The organism is Mycoplasma sp. 2261 (genome assembly GCF_053851575.1).
In genome coordinates this window covers 1-17,187 of sequence record NZ_JBSQAX010000013.1, presented here as the reverse complement: position 1 = coordinate 17,187, position 17,187 = coordinate 1, and the positions used below count along the sequence as shown (strand labels likewise).

At 27.3% G+C, this 17,187-nt stretch carries 12 protein-coding genes and 1 other RNA gene; 11 read left to right on the top strand and 2 right to left on the bottom strand.

The window, feature by feature from the left end; genetic code table 4:
• Window positions 1–1,316: DNA recombination protein RmuC (locus ACWXVM_RS03080; RefSeq protein WP_455994273.1), on the bottom strand; the 1,316-nt coding region annotated here is incomplete at its 3' end.
• A gap of 122 nt (window positions 1,317–1,438) precedes the next feature.
• Between ACWXVM_RS03080 and ACWXVM_RS03075 the strand changes: the two genes are divergently transcribed.
• The 11 genes from ACWXVM_RS03075 (at window position 1,439) to ACWXVM_RS03025 (ending at window position 14,185) form a co-directional block, all read left to right on the top strand.
• On the top strand, window positions 1,439–2,185 hold the full coding sequence (locus tag ACWXVM_RS03075; protein ID WP_438340736.1) for a hypothetical protein: 747 nt from the start codon (window positions 1,439–1,441) through the stop codon (window positions 2,183–2,185).
• A complete protein-coding gene (locus ACWXVM_RS03070; protein WP_455994271.1) occupies window positions 2,185–3,081 on the top strand; it encodes a Cof-type HAD-IIB family hydrolase in 897 nt (298 codons plus the stop codon). The genes ACWXVM_RS03075 and ACWXVM_RS03070 overlap by 1 nt, the downstream gene beginning before the upstream one ends.
• A gap of 1 nt (window position 3,082) precedes the next feature.
• Entirely contained in the window at window positions 3,083–4,336 is a 1,254-nt protein-coding gene (locus ACWXVM_RS03065; protein WP_455994269.1) for a hypothetical protein, read from the top strand.
• A 258-nt stretch (window positions 4,337–4,594) separates the two neighbouring features.
• A complete protein-coding gene (gene uvrA, locus ACWXVM_RS03060; RefSeq protein ID WP_455994267.1) occupies window positions 4,595–7,432 on the top strand; it encodes an excinuclease ABC subunit UvrA in 2,838 nt (945 codons plus the stop codon).
• 82 nt (window positions 7,433–7,514) lie between these two features.
• Window positions 7,515–8,456 carry a prolipoprotein diacylglyceryl transferase gene (lgt, locus tag ACWXVM_RS03055; protein WP_455966029.1) on the top strand — a complete coding sequence of 314 codons (942 nt, stop codon included), beginning with the start codon at window positions 7,515–7,517 and terminating at the stop codon, window positions 8,454–8,456.
• Window positions 8,457–8,491: 35 nt separating this feature from the next.
• Window positions 8,492–9,406, top strand: a complete 915-nt coding sequence (locus ACWXVM_RS03050) for an NAD(P)/FAD-dependent oxidoreductase (RefSeq protein WP_455994265.1) — start codon at window positions 8,492–8,494, stop codon at window positions 9,404–9,406.
• A gap of 5 nt (window positions 9,407–9,411) precedes the next feature.
• Window positions 9,412–10,959: a hypothetical protein gene (locus tag ACWXVM_RS03045; RefSeq protein WP_455994263.1), complete on the top strand. Its 1,548-nt coding sequence runs from the start codon at window positions 9,412–9,414 to the stop codon at window positions 10,957–10,959.
• A gap of 12 nt (window positions 10,960–10,971) precedes the next feature.
• Window positions 10,972–12,525 carry a hypothetical protein gene (locus tag ACWXVM_RS03040; RefSeq protein ID WP_455994261.1) on the top strand — a complete coding sequence of 518 codons (1,554 nt, stop codon included), beginning with the start codon at window positions 10,972–10,974 and terminating at the stop codon, window positions 12,523–12,525.
• A gap of 206 nt (window positions 12,526–12,731) precedes the next feature.
• Window positions 12,732–13,334, top strand: coding sequence for a 30S ribosomal protein S4 (gene rpsD, locus ACWXVM_RS03035; protein WP_438340744.1), 603 nt, complete (start codon window positions 12,732–12,734; stop codon window positions 13,332–13,334).
• 127 nt (window positions 13,335–13,461) lie between these two features.
• An RNA gene (ffs, locus tag ACWXVM_RS03030) (signal recognition particle sRNA small type) lies at window positions 13,462–13,557 on the top strand.
• A gap of 10 nt (window positions 13,558–13,567) precedes the next feature.
• Window positions 13,568–14,185, top strand: coding sequence for a hypothetical protein (locus ACWXVM_RS03025; protein WP_455994259.1), 618 nt, complete (start codon window positions 13,568–13,570; stop codon window positions 14,183–14,185).
• Between the two features lie 706 nt (window positions 14,186–14,891).
• Here ACWXVM_RS03025 and ACWXVM_RS03020 read toward each other — a convergent pair.
• On the bottom strand, window positions 14,892–17,187 hold a 2,296-nt coding region (locus tag ACWXVM_RS03020), incomplete at its 5' end, for a hypothetical protein (protein ID WP_455994257.1).

The following is a 17,187-nucleotide window of genomic DNA, read 5'->3' as shown; positions in this document are numbered from 1 at the left end:
CCTAATTCATTAGAGTTTTTGCTAATTTTATTAATGACTTCGTTTGTATATTTATATGCTTTTCCAATCTTTTTAGATGCTTGTCCAATAGATTCTAAACCATCAATAATATTGTTATTAACAGCATTGTATTTATTTTGAATTTCGATAAATAAATCTTTAATTTTTTCAATATCTTTTGCAACTCTATAATTTTGGTTTTGAACAGAGTAACTATATATAAAAGCCATCATAAAACTTGGGCCTATTATTAATATTTTATAATCATTGAATATTGCAGGTATAAAGTTATTGTCCTGAATTAATGTTAGGTGTATGCTCTCAGATGGCAGAAATAATATGGCAAAAGGTGTAGTATTATGATATGGCTTGATATATTTATCTCTAATACTTTTAGCCATTTCTTTAAGTTTATCTCTTAATTTTTTAAGAGCATCCTTTTTATCTACTTCATTTTCCTTATCAATATATTTATTTCATGTATCTAAAGGAAATTTACTATCAATCGGGATAATGATTTCTTGTTCTTTGCCATCAATAATATTTTTTGACCTAATAACAAAATCTACTTTTTCATCACTTTTTGGATCAATTTTATATTGTTCAAATCAGAGATTATTTTTAAGTGACGGAAAATGGTTTTCTAAAATTTGTCTTAATGAGAATTCACCAAAATTTCCTACAGTTTTATTGTTTGAAAAAGCTTTGTTAAGATCAATAACACTTTTTTGAATAGTGCTAAATTCAGTCATGCCTTTGTTCATTTCATCCATAGAGCTCTTGATATTATTAAAATGTTCATTGATTTGTTTTGTTAATTTATCTTCAAAGTGTTTATCTATTTTTGTTTTAATTTCTTCAAATCACTCACGATTTCTTTTAGTTATATCTTCAAGTCTTGTATTAACATTTTCTCTTAAAACATTTGATAATTTATTTAGATCTTCATTTTGAACCTTATTACCTTCTTTTATAACACTAGCTATTCGAACCAAATTATTGTTGATTATTTCATTATAAGACTTTCCAAATTCATTTATTGTTTTGTTTAATTCATTTTTTAAATTATTTATTTTATCACCAATGATTTCAGTTAAAAAAGCTTTTTGATTTGGTTCTAACTTATCTAATTTTATTTCAATATGGTTATTAATTTCATTTAGATGGTTTTGGATTTCATTTTTTATAATTTCCTCAGTTTTTGTTTTTGCCTTTTCAGCTCTTAATCTTTGTGTGATTAAATAAGATAATGTGGAAACTATTCCTATTAGTGCTAATGCACTAATTACAATCAAGGCAATTAAAAGATTATTCATATTTTTACCTCCTTATTTTTAGAATAATGCTATTAATAATTTAAACATAAATAATGTAATATTTTTTGGTTATTTCAAATATTCAAAAAATAGCCTTAATTATTATAAAATTTATTGTAATTATGAAGAAAATGCAAAAAAAAATATTTCTATCATCATTAGTTACATTACCTGTTTTTGCAACTGCACCATTAGTTGTTTCATGTAAAAATAAAAATCAAGTTGAAGAAGATAAAAGTCTTGAATTTAGTGCTATTAAACAAAAATATGAAAAGCTTAATTGAGATGATTTTCTTTTGGCTAAAAAAGTAAAAGATGAAAATATTTCTTATAAGGATTATACTTATGAATCATTCTTTGAGTGGGGTAGTGAAAAAGGGTTAAACGCCTTGGATAAAATAGAAATAAATGGTAAAAGTTCTGATTTAACATCAAAAGAGTCACAAGCGTTGGATAATAATATAACTGCTAAAAAATATATTTCTAAGGATTTTATTGATCTTGTTGATAACTATAATAAAACAAAAAATGATGATGAAAAATTGATAGTAATTTTGAGAAGTCAAAAACTCCCCTTGCCTGAAGCAGCCATATTAGTTTGAACTTGGTTAACAAAGAAAAAATATTTAAAAGAAGCCAAAAAAATTGAGGAATTAAAAAATATTAGTAGCAACAAGATTGTTCTATATGGCCATTGGTTTTATAATAGAGAATATGATAAAAATAATGATAGCAATAAAAAGTGGAAAATTGTTGGATATGTTGTCCCCACAATTAGCTTTAGTGCATTATTTTTATATATAATAATAGCAATATTGGTTAAGCGCAAGAAAATAGCTTTTAAAGCTAAGAAAGGAAGAGCTAAATAATGTATGCAATAATTAATAACAAAAAACCTGTTATTTTTAGTGATGTAGATGGTACGCTGTATCGAAATTTTGATTTAAGACCAGATACCGAATATGATATTAGGTTTGCTATTGATAATGGTGCTGATTTTAACATATGCACCGGAAATCCGGTGCAAGAGCGCATGTTAAATTTAGCTAAAAGACTAAATGTGAGATATCTTCTTTGTTCATCTGGTGCTGAAATATATGACGTGAAAAAAGCAGAGATTATTAAGAATTGAAATATTGAATTCTCTTATTTAGAAGAAGTAATTAAAATTGCAAATGAGTTAAATTTACAAGTTATTTTTTGAGATGACAAAAATTATTTTTATCTAAAAGATGAAAAGATTATAATTGACGAGGTTATAAATTATCATTTTGTTAGTGACAAAAACAAGAAAATGATACCTAAATTGTGGAAAGGTGAGTTTATAAAACCTATTAAAATTGAGTTGTATGCCATTGACGATCAGCCATCAACAACACTATATGAAAAAATATATGATAGTATCAAACACCTAAAAGATAAAATGGAAATTATTGTGACCCATTGCAATATAGAAATTAATTCGTTAGGAGTTAATAAAGGAAGTGCCGTTAGATGAATGGTTGAAAATATTTATAGCAATGAAGAAGTAATGCTAAAAGAAGTTATGACTATCGGAGATAGTAATAATGATACCCCGATGTTAAAACTTACTGATTATTCATATGCAATGGATAATTCATCTAATGAAGTATTAAAAACTGCTAAACTTTTTACAAGTGATGTAGCACAAAACGGGTTAGGGGAAGCTATTTTGGACTATTTATATCGATTAAAGAATATTACAAGAAAATATATGTTTCATGAATTTATAAAGGAGAAGTAAGATGAAGGTAACAAGAATTGGACAAAATTATATTTTAAAGGTTAATAATATTAATAAATTATCTCCTTTTTTTAATGAAACTAATGTTAAACTAGTTGACTTTTTGGGCGAAGATCAGCCGTTAGAACTAATTATATCTGATAATTTAACATTTGAGGAATTGGGTAGATTAATTCTATCTTTCTATGGATATAATAAGAATCCATATTATCCAATCTTTGATACAAGTGAATTCGATGAGAAAGAACTCAGAGAAATAACTTTTGAAACAAGAGCTCAAAAAGGCTTGATTGCCAATGTTGATGACTTTTTATTCAAAAAAATAGAATATCTTGATAAGAAATCAAATTATTTTACAGCAATATTATCTGATTTTTCGGTTGTTTCGTTTGAATTTACTCTTAAGAAGGGTATTAAATACGCTGGAGTATCATTGGCCGAAAGATTTAGCGCTATGCTAAAGCAAAACACAGATGCGGTATTAAAACATTCATTAAAATTTAATAAAACAAATAGGGTCGAAAATAGTAAAAACACAAGCGTTTTTGGTATGCAACTAGCAAAATCTTTATATGATAATAATTACGTATATGCTTTCCATAATTCTCTTGTTCCTTCTTTTGGGGAAGTTTCAGCTACGACAGAATTTTTTGATTTTGGTCTTCTTTCAAGATTAGAACTTTCAACCATATCTAAAGAAATTTCATCAATTTTTGAATGAAGAAGTAAAGACAAAATATATCAGTCATACTTTGAATACATTGCCCCTAGTTTAAATGACCATGAGTTGCTTAATATGGGTTCAATAGGTAATTTCTTTGGTTCGAAAGAATTATCGGAATCTGAACATAATGATGTAAAGAAAATTCAAGAAATTCTAAATAATCCTGAAAAATATGCAAAATCTGAGAAAGAAATGATTGAAAAAGTTAAAAATGGTGATTTAGACTTGCCTTTTGATACTTCAAAAATTCAAACTCGTGATGATTTGAGATACGCATTTATAGAAAGTTTCGTTGAACCTTTAATTGATATGGGAATTGATGAAGCAGAAATCGTTCAAACATTGAAGGAATTTGTTGCTCAGGTTAAACAAGGAACTTTTGTTCCTGGTGTGCCCGCAATGAACATTACGGACTTTGAAGATGAGTCATTTATAAGAACTGTGCTTGAAATATATAGAGAAAAGAAGTCAGGAAGAGAAAAAACAAGAGAGCAAGAACAAGAAACAATAGATGAAGATGAAATAAATTAGGTTAGTTCTTATAATATATTATTTTCATTATTTGCTTGTATTATAGAAATATAAAAAATAGGCCTTAATTAAGCTAAAAATGGTCTATTTTTTTAAATATGTTAATAAATATTCTTAATTCAAAATGGTAAACATTTATTATTAAATAATTAGAAATCAAACAATCCATCATGAATATCGCATTTTATTATAGATATTCATTTTTTAATTTTTTATTTACTATTTAAAAACACTAATTTATTAATATAATTCTATATTATGAAACATAATAATATTATTATTAAAAATGCAAGAGAAAATAATTTAAAAAATGTTAATCTTGAAATACCAAGAAATAAATTTGTCGTTTTCACCGGGCTTTCGGGGTCTGGAAAGAGTTCACTAGCATTCAACACCATCTATGAAGAGGGGAGAAGAAGGTATGTTGATAGCTTATCAAATTATGCTAAACAATTTTTAGGTGGAACAAAAAAACCTGATGTGGATAGTATTGAAGGATTGAGTCCTGCCATTTCTATTGAGCAAAAAACGGTCCACAATAATCCTCGTAGTATTGTTGGCACAGTAACGGAAATTTATGATTTTTTGAGATTGTTATACGCAAGAATAGCAAAATCTTATTGCCCAAATCATAAAATTGAAATTACAGCGCAAAAAAGCCGAGATATTATTAATTATGTTTTGTCGCAAAATGAGGGTTCTAAAATATTTATATTATCTCCAATAATTAATAATCAAAAGGGCTCTTTTGCTACCACGTTAGCAAAACTAAAAAAGGACGGTTTTCTCAGAATAAAAGCTAATGGTACTATTTTGGAACTAGAAAAAGACCCAATTTTGGATAAGAATAAAAGGTGAAACATCGACTTAATCATTGACCGCTTTAGTTTATCAAATGATAAAGAAACAATGTCACGTGTTGCTGAGGCTGTCGAGATTGCTTTATCTTATTCTAATGGATTGGTGACTATTGAGGTTGTTGGAGGACAAACAAACACATATTCAACAACACATAGCTGTAAATACGGCGATTTTAATATGCCAAAAATTGAACCACGACTTTTTTCATTTAACTCACCAAATGGAATGTGTTATAAATGCAAGGGACTTGGTGTCTTGCAAAAAGCATCATGAGATTTAATATGTCCAGATAAAACAATGTCAATAAATGAAGGTGCAATATTAATTTATAAAAATATTATTAATTCTCGCAATCTTGAGTGGCAGGAATTTGATAGAATGTTAGGATACTATGGTATTCCAAAAGACGTGCCAATAGGTGATTTATCTAAGGAACATATAAATATTTTAAAATATGGCTCGATGGAGGAAATTTCCTATACTATTATTTCTGAAAATGGAATTAAATATGAACGTAACAAAAGGATTGAAGGTGTTTGTGAAAAAATTGAGCGTAAATACCTTGATACTTCATCAAATGAAATGCGAATGTATTATTCTCGTTATTTGTCTGATACTCAATGTGATGAATGCTACGGAAAAAGATTGAATAAATTTGCCCTTGCTACTAAAATTAATGGTTTGGATATATATGAATTATGCAATATGTCCATTGAAGAACTTAAAGAATTTATTAATAATATAATAATGACTGACCTCGAAAAAGAAATAACTAATCTTATTTTGCAAGAAATAAACCATAGAATAGATTTTCTTATCAATGTTGGATTACAATATTTAACCTTAAATAGAAAAGCAGAAACGCTTTCTGGCGGTGAGGCTCAAAGAATTAGGTTAGCAACACAGATTGGTGCTAATTTAACAGGCGTTTTATATGTTTTGGACGAACCCTCAATTGGTTTGCACCAAAAAGATAATGAAAAATTACTGAATTCATTGCGAAAAATGGTTAATTTAGGTAATTCCTTGATTGTTGTTGAACATGACGAAGATACAATAAGACATGCTGATTTTATAGTTGATATTGGTCCAAAAGCTGGTGAATACGGTGGAGAAATTGTTGCCAGTGGCAATATTCAAAAAATAATGAGTACAAATGAGAGCATTACTGGCCAATATCTTGCAAAAAAACTTGAAATTAAGGTGCCAAAATCAAGGCGTTCTGGTAATGGTAAAGTATTAACATTAAAAAAAGCTACTGCTAATAATCTAAAAAATATAACGCTAAAATTTCCGTTAGGTAAATTTATTGCAATTACTGGTGTTTCTGGGTCTGGTAAATCTTCCTTAATTAATCAAGAATTGGTTAAGGAATTGGAAAATGCGTTGAATAGAAAGACTTATTATAGCCTTGTTAAAAACGAAAAAATTAATGGATTTTTAGAAGTCGATAAGTTAATTAAAATTGATCAAAGTGCAATTGGGAGAACGCCAAGATCTAATCCTGCTACATATACTGGTGTATTTGATGATATTAGAGAAATATTTGCTAATTTAGAAGAATCAAAAATTAGGGGATTTACTAAATCAAGATTTTCATTTAATATACCAGGAGGTAGATGTGATAAATGTGAGGGTGATGGTGTTATTAAAATTGAAATGCATTTTTTACCCGATGTATATGTGACATGTGATCACTGTGATGGTCAAAGATATAATTATGAAACTCTTGAAGTAAAATATCATGGAAAGTCAATAAATGATGTGTTAAATATGACTATCGAAAAAGCATATACATTCTTTATTCAAAAATCTAAAATTAGAGATCAATTGCAAACCTTAATTGATGTGGGTTTAGGATACATAAAACTTGGACAAAATGCAACAACATTATCTGGTGGCGAAGCACAACGAGTTAAATTAGCAACTTATTTGCAAAAGAAACCTACTGGTAAATCGTTATATATTTTAGATGAACCAACAACTGGCCTTCATTCTTATGACGTACAAAATTTATTGAATGTTTTGAATAGAATTGTCGATAATGGCGATACAGTTATAGTTATTGAACATAACCTCGATGTAATTAAGAGTGCCGACTATATTATTGATTTGGGCCCTGATGGAGGTAAGTATGGAGGCAATATCGTTGCAACTGGAACACCTGAACAAGTTGCTGATGTTAGTTACTCATATACTGGTCAGTATTTAAGTAAGATATTAAAATCATCATAAAAATTTATTAAATTAAAATATAATTTTATATAAATTATATATATGTAATTCTTTATTATTTTTTATTATGAAGGGAGAAAGTATGAAGGATTATGCAGGCGTTAGTCTTCAAGTTGGCCCTTTTCACGTATATTCTTTAACTTTAATGTTAGGTATGATATGTGCAATACTGACAGTTGCTTATTTCTGAAGAAGAGAAAAATATTCCTTTGAACAATTAGCAATTCTAATTTTTATTGCTTTGCCTACCGCTATTGTTGGTGCGAGATTTATCTTTGTCGTTCAACAACTAATCGAACATAGAGGATGACCAAATGGGCCTTGATATACAATATTTTATGTATGGCAAGGAGGTTTATCTATTCATGGTGGGGTTATTACTGCTACAATTTGTTGTGTATTATACATTGTATTTTCAAAAAATCCAAAGAGGATAAATTTAAGAAAAGCATTTTCTATTATTTTACCTGCCGTTTTCATTGGTCAAGCTATCGGCCGTTGAGGAAACTTTGCTAATCATGAAGTTTATGGACAAATTATGTCTGAAACATCGTTTGCATTTAAGATATTACCTAAGTTGATTAGAGACCATATGTTTATTAATGGACACTATCGTCTTCCATTATTCCTATATGAATCAATTGCTAACTTATTTGCTTATATCTTGCTTGTTTGAATTTTAAACAATTACAACTGATTAAGACCCGGAACCACTGGGGCATTATATATTATTTTTTATGGAATTCTACGTTTCGGAATGGAACCATTACGTCAAGATAATTATGGTATCTATAAGGTAATTTCAGCTTTATATATGGTCGTTGGTACGGTTTTATTAATTCTATTTGAATTTGTAATTAAGCTAAACTTTAATGTTTATAAGGTGTATAAATATAAGAAAGAATGAACTCATAAAATATTCTACTTTATTGTTTATGAACCTAAAAATGACAACAAAGGTCTATTAAGAAGAGATCTATTAAGTCGTAAAGAAGCAGAGGATCAAAAAATAACGTTAGCCTAAAAAACTAATGTTTATTTTTTTAAAAAAGGAGAAAAATGAAAAAAGTATTTGATGTTTTAATTATTGGTGCAGGTCCAGCTGGTTTAACAGCAGCTTTATATTTATCTAGAAATGAGTATAATGTAGCTTTTATTGAATCATCTGTTCCCGGCGGTAAAATCGCTCAACAATCTAAGATTGAAAACTATCCTGGTTTTGATTTTATAAGTGGTTTTGAATTAGCAACAAGTATGTTAAATCAAGCAAGAAAAAATGGGGCCAAATATATTTATGGAAAAGTTGTAGAAATTAGGAACATTAGCGATAATGAAAAATTAGTTATTTTAGAAAACGGCGATGAGTATTATGCACAAGTTGTTGTTATTGCTAGTGGAATGACTAATTTAGTACCAATATCAATTGAAAATATTGAGAAGTTTAGGGGACGTGGAGTTTCTTATTGTGCTGTATGTGATGGCGCCTTATATAAAAATGAACCATGTGCAATTATTGGTGGTGGAAACTCAGCATTTGAAGAATCGACTTTTTTAGCAGCAACTGCATCAGAGGTGCACATTTTTGTAAGAGACATAGTTAGAGCTGAAGCAAAAATTATTAACGATGCAAAAAAGCATGCAAATATTTATATTCATTATAACTCTGAAATATTAAAACTTCAAGGTGAAGATAAATTAGAAAGTATTATTGTCAAAATTGATGGAAATATTCAAGAAATGAATATTAAGGCAGTTTTTCCTTATATTGGTTTTAAGGCTGCGACATCGTTTATTTCTAACAAAGAAATGTTAGATGAGCGTGGTTTTATAATAGTTGATAAAAATATGGAGACACAATTCAAAAATATCTTTGCTGTCGGTGATGTTGTAGCTAAGGATATCAGACAAATTACAACTGCAACTAATGACGGCACTATTGCGGCAAGAGTTATTTCCTCACGTATTATCAAATAATAAGTATGTCAAAGAAAACAATTTTTAAAATTATTCCTACGATTTTTTCGCCACTTAGCGTGGCTTTTTGTAATTCTTGTCAAGTCAGTGAAGATGATAATGTTAATTTAATGGTTCCGTTTGTAGAAACCCATGAAAAAAAAGCATTTGCCACTATTGTAGAGTTAGTTAATAAATTTAATGATACCCTTGATTCAAAATATGCCAATCACAAGATTAGAATTCGCAACTCATTTGACAAAAAAAACATTAACAATAAAGTTATTTTAGAGCTAAATATCAAAGATAGTAGAACACCTTCCTTAATTCTTTCCTACCCTTCTATTGTTTCGGCTATTCATTATAATAACCGATTAGTTGAACTAACCGATATTGCAAAAAAGAGCAATATTGAGAAAAAGATTTTAGATTATAATAATCGTCTTGGTTTTGATAATCGAAATGAAATTTTTAGCCTACCTGTTGGCATTAGTTCAGAGATGCTTATTGTCAATAAAAGATTATTAATTAATTACTTTTATTCAATTTATGACAAAATTAAAGAATCATCAGAGCCATTTTTAGCTAGATTTAAAAATTTTAAAATTATTAATATAATAAGAAGTTTCATACCAACTAGTGCAGATAAAAAAAATGAGGAATTAATTAATTATTTAAGTAATAAAATACTTTGCTATGATGATATGTTTAATGAGTTTGTTGATCTTATAAAAAAAATGGAAATTAATGAGGATAATACAAGTATTTTATTTGTTAAGCATATTGAAAATTATATTTTTGAGACCTTATTTAAAAAAGCTGGATCTGACTTTAATAATTATTTTCTTAAATACAATCAAGATTTTAAAATAGATTATGCCAATATTTTTAAAATAAATAGGAATGAGTATGAGGAATTTAGAGAAACTCTTATAAACTTCTATACTGCCCTAAAGTCAAAAAAAATTGATATTGATGTTACAAAAAAAATAACTATTGAAGGGCTACAAGACCAACTTTTTACGTTCATAACAACTAGAGCATATAAGTATAATTTAAAATATTTCTTAAATCATCAGGATGATTTTTTGATTTTAGATGTGCCTCATCGTAAAACTAAAGAAGATAAAAAAGGCTCATTTTTTATCCAAGGTTTATTTCTCTCTGCAATAAAATCGGCTGTAGGCGCGAAAAATGAGGTCATAAATCTTTTTTTAGATTGAATGTATAATCAAAATAATAAGCATGAGCAAATTGTTGATGGGAGGCCTCTTTATTTAACGCCAATTGAATATTTAAGCTATCAACTTGATTATATTTTTCCCACAAAAAATTTTAAAAATGAGATAAAAAAACACAACTATTCAAATATTGCGAATGATTTAGTTTTAAAAAATATCTTTGATAATGACCTGATCCCCTTTAGTGATCTCATCGATATAAAAGAATCTAAATTTAGGGAATATATTAAAATATTAGTTGAGAATAACCTTATTGAAAAAATAAGAAGGGATATATCACCAAAACAAGCAATAGATGAATTTCTTGTTAAGCTAGAAGAACTTATAAAATAAAGGATAAAAAATATGAAGCTGAAATTATTTCCTAATTTCTATGAATCTACAAATAATAAAATAAATAGCAATTTCGTTAGTAGAAACAATCACATTATTGCTAAAATTAAGGCAGGATATGATAACTTTAATGAGGTTACTATTAAATTATTAGGATTTGCTATTAAGAATGTTTTATCTAATGTTAGCAAGGATAAAAAATCAATTTTAATTGCAAATGATGGCAGCCATAAATTTTTAGCTTTTTTTGAAAATGAATTAATTGATAAAATCAATGGTGATCATATAGACTCATATGGTTATGAGAAAAATGAACCTGTTAGTAGAGCATTTTGTTCATTTACAAACAGTGTTAGCGAAGCTTTTGTGGTTATCATATATCTTCATAAATATGATAATAATAATTTTGCTATTTCGTTATATGGCAAGAATAATGAACCATTAAATCATAAAATAATTGAATATATTCTAGACGAATATACAAAAGTATCAATAGACTTAGTTAAGGATAGCAATACGCAAATGCGCAATTTAAATTTTAGAAAAATATTAAAGGAATACACTGATTTTCTTTTAAGTAAAAACTTCACTAAAAACGCTAATCATATTCTTAAAATAGGTGTAATTTCCAGCGCACTACAAGATTCATTTGTTAAGAAAATTCTTGGAAAAAATGATATTGCTTATACAGTTTTAAAAGATACATTTAAGCTTGATAAGCCTAATTATTTGAAATTTTCAATTTTTAAACTTGCATTGCTTAAAAATGTGGATTATATTTTTAAATTTTCGTTTGACTATGAAAAGGTCTATTTATATAGAAGAAATAATAAACAAAAATATTTTATTCAATATGATTTGGTTGATATCTCTGACCTTGTGATAAATTATTTATCCTTTACTAATAATTACACAAATACAAACAATGACTTTAAAAATCTAAAAAGCATTGCTACATCAAATCTTTGCAAGAAGGAGAATATTACAAACATAGCTAATAAATATAAAATTAATCTTGGTTTTAGTTGAAAATTTGATTCAAAAAATATAGAAAAACCCGATTTTATGTTTTTTAATGAAGATTATCAGGTTTATTTTAGTAATGATAAAAAAATCAAGTATGATGCATTTTTATTTTTTAATATTTTAGTTGATATGTTAAATTATTATCAAACTCAAGAAATGAGATATGATGATATATGTGACCAAAATTTGGACCTATCAAATAAATTGATTATTAGTGAATTTGTTTATGATTGTCATCCATCAAATGTTGTTGACTTTGAGACTAAATTATATATGCAGGATTCAATTGCCCAATTAAAAGTTAGCACAATTGAAGATGTTAGAAAAAATTTTAAGGATAGTGATACAAAGTATGTCGCAAAGTTTAATTTTGAGCAAAGAGAATGAATGGCTATTAAATATGATGCTAAATACGAAAAATTAATTTTTGTGATTCAAGAAAAAAATAATACTAGAGGTAATATTGCAAAAAAAATCAAGAAGTTTATGTATAAATTTACAATTAAATATGATAAACCATTGATTAATTTGATTGAATAAATATTTCTTGCGAAAATAATTAGTTATTGACAATAAAAATAAGGTATAATTGTAAAGCATTGACAACAGCATAAATAATATTATTTAAAAGTTTTTTCTTTGTTTTATAAATTTGATAGTAAGGAAGCTGTTTAACCGAAATCATTAGAGAAAAAAATATAAATTAAGAATTATTTAATTGTCTTTGCATATTGAAAGGAAAAAATATGTCAAGATTCTTAGGATCAATTTTTAAAAAATCTAGAAGATATGGGACATCGCTTCTAGAAAATAATAAAGAATTCACAAAGGGTAAGAAGAGAATGACTGCACCTGGTCAACATGGTGCCAAAAGATCAAAACCTTCTGATTACCAATTGCATATGTATGAAAAGCAAAAAGTTAGATTTATGTATGGTTTAAATGAAAGACAATTCAAAAATCTATTTACTATTGCCGCTAGAAAAGATGGTGTTACAGGTATTAATTTATTGCAACTAGTCGAATCTAGACTAGACAACCTAGTATTTAGAGCAGGATTCGCTCGTACTAGAGCTCAGGCTAGACAATTTGTAAACCATAATCACGTAGTTGTTGATGGACATAAGGCAAACATACCTTCAATGATTATTAAACCAGGTTCTGTAATCGAACTTAAATCTTCATTAGAAAATAATGCAAATGTTAAAGACGCTCTTGAAGTTATGACAACCGCTGCATGATTAACTCGTGATGGGAATAAGTTTACATATACAAGAATGCCAGAAAGAAATGAGTTTGCAAAAGAAATTGATGAATCATTAATTGTTGAATATTACAACAGACGTTAAAATTTGCGCTTCGGCGCATTTTATAATTTATTTTGGGACATTTGTTAATGTTGCAAATAATGTAGTTTATTCGAAGCGTTTTTTTGTATTAATTTAATATAATAAAATGCTTGTAAATATAGTATAATAATAAAGCCATGAGAACGGTAACCTTGTAAATTGGTCAGGATAGAGATATAGCAGCCATATCGAGAAGTGCAGTGTCTTGTGGTTTTTATTTTAAGGAGAAAGAAATGATTTGCACACGTTTATTAAGTCCTATAAAAAATCAAGAAGATTATGATATATTACCAATTCTTGATTTAGGTGATTTTGTTATTTATAAAAAAATTGCAAGATCTCCATTTTATAATTCTATTGATTATGAATCATACATAAGCAATGAAGAAACTCAATATAATTTCTACTTTGAGGAAAGTTTATATTTCATTTGTTCTTATGAATTGTTTTATAGTCAGTTTAATAAAGATGCTGTTTTTATTAAAAATATCACTGCCAATAAAAAAATTTCTTATTTTAAATTAAAGCAGTTAAAAAAAATTCGTGAAATAATAAACAATGATGGAAAAGGCGGAACATTAATTACGTTTAAATATAAAGAAAATAATTTTTGACCATTTTATGTTTTTTGCGACCAAGAAATTGCTGAGAAAGAATTTAAATATCTATTAGAAACAGTATATAAATGTGACGTTAATGCAAATATTCAGCTTCATGAAAATTATTTTATTAAAATAAAAACCGCAAATGATGCTTTTTTAAGCAAAGAATCATCAGTTTATCATTATGTCCATAATATTATTGGGATTAATATTGAAAAAGCCATTTATGACTTGGAATCAATAAATTAAAAAGTCCAAAAGGACTTTTTAATTTATTATTTTTGGTACCTTATTCCTGATTGAGGGCCTGTTTTTAATCAGTTACAATTTTTTTGAAAAAGAAGATTAAATAATTAAAACATCCAAACAACATATTTGAAAGAAAATTTATCCAATTTTGTCATGTGTTTGGTTGTTTTTGCATAATAAATTTAGATTTGTGCAATTGCTATACTCAAATATCTTACTAAAGGTAAGCCTGAGATTAATTTACACAAAATTTTCTACACTACTGAAAAAATTCTTTTATTTTAACTTAATAAATTCCATAAAAATGGAATATTTATTTTTTTTATACTTAATGTGGGAAACACGAGAATTGTTCATCTATATATAAATCTTTAAAAATTTTAGTTATTGTTAAATATTGCCCGGTATAAGCAACGAATGATATTTTTTTATCATCTTCTATTAATATACATATTTATTATCACCTTTTCTAATGATTTTGACATTTTTAGGCATTTTAACTCTTTGGCCTTTTAGTATCATTTTTACCTCATTTTTCTTTAGTGTATTTATAACTAAATTATTATATATTTGAGGTCAAAAAAAGTAAAAAATGCTGATTTTTTTAATAAATCAGCATTTTCCCCTTATTTTTAGTTATAAAAAATGTTAAAAGTTTAGGTTATTAATTTATGAAAATTACTAATTAATGTTGCAATAAAATATTTTATTCAAAGAACGGTGCATGTCTTTGAGGAAATCCGTCTTTATCTAATAGAACGCCTTTTAGTAGCGTATCCTTATATTTTGTTTTAAACTCATCTCATAGTTTTTTAGCAACTTCTTTTCTTTCATCAATATTTAGGGTAATTTTATCAATTCATATATATTTGTTTTCTTGACTAATTATATTTTCTGATGCTTCAGCAACCATTGAAACCCAATATTCAACAAAGGCGATTTGTGAACTTGCCCTTCAGAAATCCCTTGTATTAGTTCTTTTTCCAATCAAGCTAGAATCAATATTAAGAGCTACTATTTCTTTGTTTCTTATATCAGGAGCTTTTTTAAATATGTCAAATTGCGCATCAAGTCTTGATTTTTCATTTTCATCTAAGAATGGATTTAATTTTAAGTCTTTAATAAATTGTAGATAGTCATAATCAAGCTTCTTTAATCTTCTTGCATTAAAAAATATATGTTTTAAATAATCGTTTTCTGCTTTTATGGCTTGTTCACGTGTTGTTTCTGGTTTTGTAAATATTGTTTTAATTTGTTCAATATGGTTTTTCGCAACATTTACTGGGAATGGACCAGCTTCAGGCGGACTTTGTTTAGAATGTTTTTCAACTCTTTCAATAAAGAAGAATGTTCAATTTTTGGTTTTGCTATCGTCCTCTCAACGTTTAGCAAAATTTTCAACTTCCTGTTTAACTTTTTTATATTGATCTATGGTTGTTGTTTGATGAAGTATTTTATTTTGCAATTCAGCTCCCTTATTTCTGAATTCATTTTCAGCATTTGAATTGCCTATCCCTTTTATTATTTTTATGTTTGAAATAATAGAGAATAAAAATTTCTTCATTTCACTAAAATCATTAAAGGTAGTTTGACCAGTATATGGGTCTGGTTGAAATCCGCCGTTAGCTCGCTGTAATTTTAAATCATTAAGCTCGGCTTGTTTCTGTCTTTCTATATCTGCCTTAATAGTTTGCAGTTCGTGGTCGGTTGTTGCATCAGAAATTCTTTTGTTAAGCATTGATAACTGTGAGCTGTTTAAACCTCCTCTGCCGGTTTGACCATTTTCATTTAGGTGGCCAGATAGGTCAAATAGTTCAAGTTTTGAAACTTCATCTTTTAGTTTATCTTTTTCCTTAATTAAGTTAAGTTGTTGCTTAACCATATCGAGGTCTTTTTCGCTCTCGATGTGTTTTAGTTGGTTTATTAAATCTTTTTTGTCTGGCGAATCCTTTTGCTTTTCTATTTCTTTTTGAATATTACCTTTTTTCTTTTCTAATGCTTCACGATGCTTCATAATAGCCTTACCGGTAATATGTTTAATACCACTATTTTGACCATCGATGCTTATAGTGCTATCAAGCTCTCTTTTTAAATTTTCTTTTTCTTTATTATCTGTTAATTTATCAATAGCTTCAAGTGCCCTCTTAACAGCATCTTTTATCTTCTTATTATTTTCATTTAATCTATTAATTTCATCAATTGATTGTGCTTGATCAATTTGGTGTTTCAAAGTTTCATTCGCGTGAGATTTGTTTCCACTAGGATAGTTAATTTCGTCGACAATTTTCTTTGCTTCATCTTTAGCTCTCTGAAGTTCCTTAGACTTTTGCTTAATTTCTTTTTCTTTTTGATTTTCTGCTTCAGTTTTAATAGCATCAAAGTTTTCGATACTATTTGTTGGGTTATTTAATTTTTCTTGCAGTTTTTTCTTTTTATTTTGATCAGTAATTTGCGAAATAACATCTTGAGCTAAACGCTTTTTGTTTTTATAATCCTGTTTATATTTTCTAACCTTTTGTAATAATGTTGAAATTTTAGTATGATCAGCCTTAGAAAATTCTGTTAAGAATTCATTTTTCTTTGCTTCTGGTTTAATGTTATCTATTTCATTTTTTAATGCATCAATATTTGTTTTTAGCTTATTTAGAGTCGCTTCCACAGAATTTTTGTTTGAATAATCAATATTAGATGTTAGTGCTTGTTTAATTATTGCTTTTGTTTTTAATGAATCAGTTCTTAATTGCGATGTATTCTTTGGATATGCTAATTTATCAATAAATAAGTTGAAGTTTTGTCTTGTAGCATTTGTCACAAGTGTCTTAATGTCATTGATGGTTTTAGATAATTTTTTATGATCGCTAGGAACTTGTATGTTATTGATATCTCTCGTTATATTATTTTTTTCATCTTGATTAAAATTGCTTAAAGTACCAATTTTTTCTTTTGCAAGACGTTTATAGTTTTGTATTATTTCATCTTTTAGGTTATTTTCATTATAAATG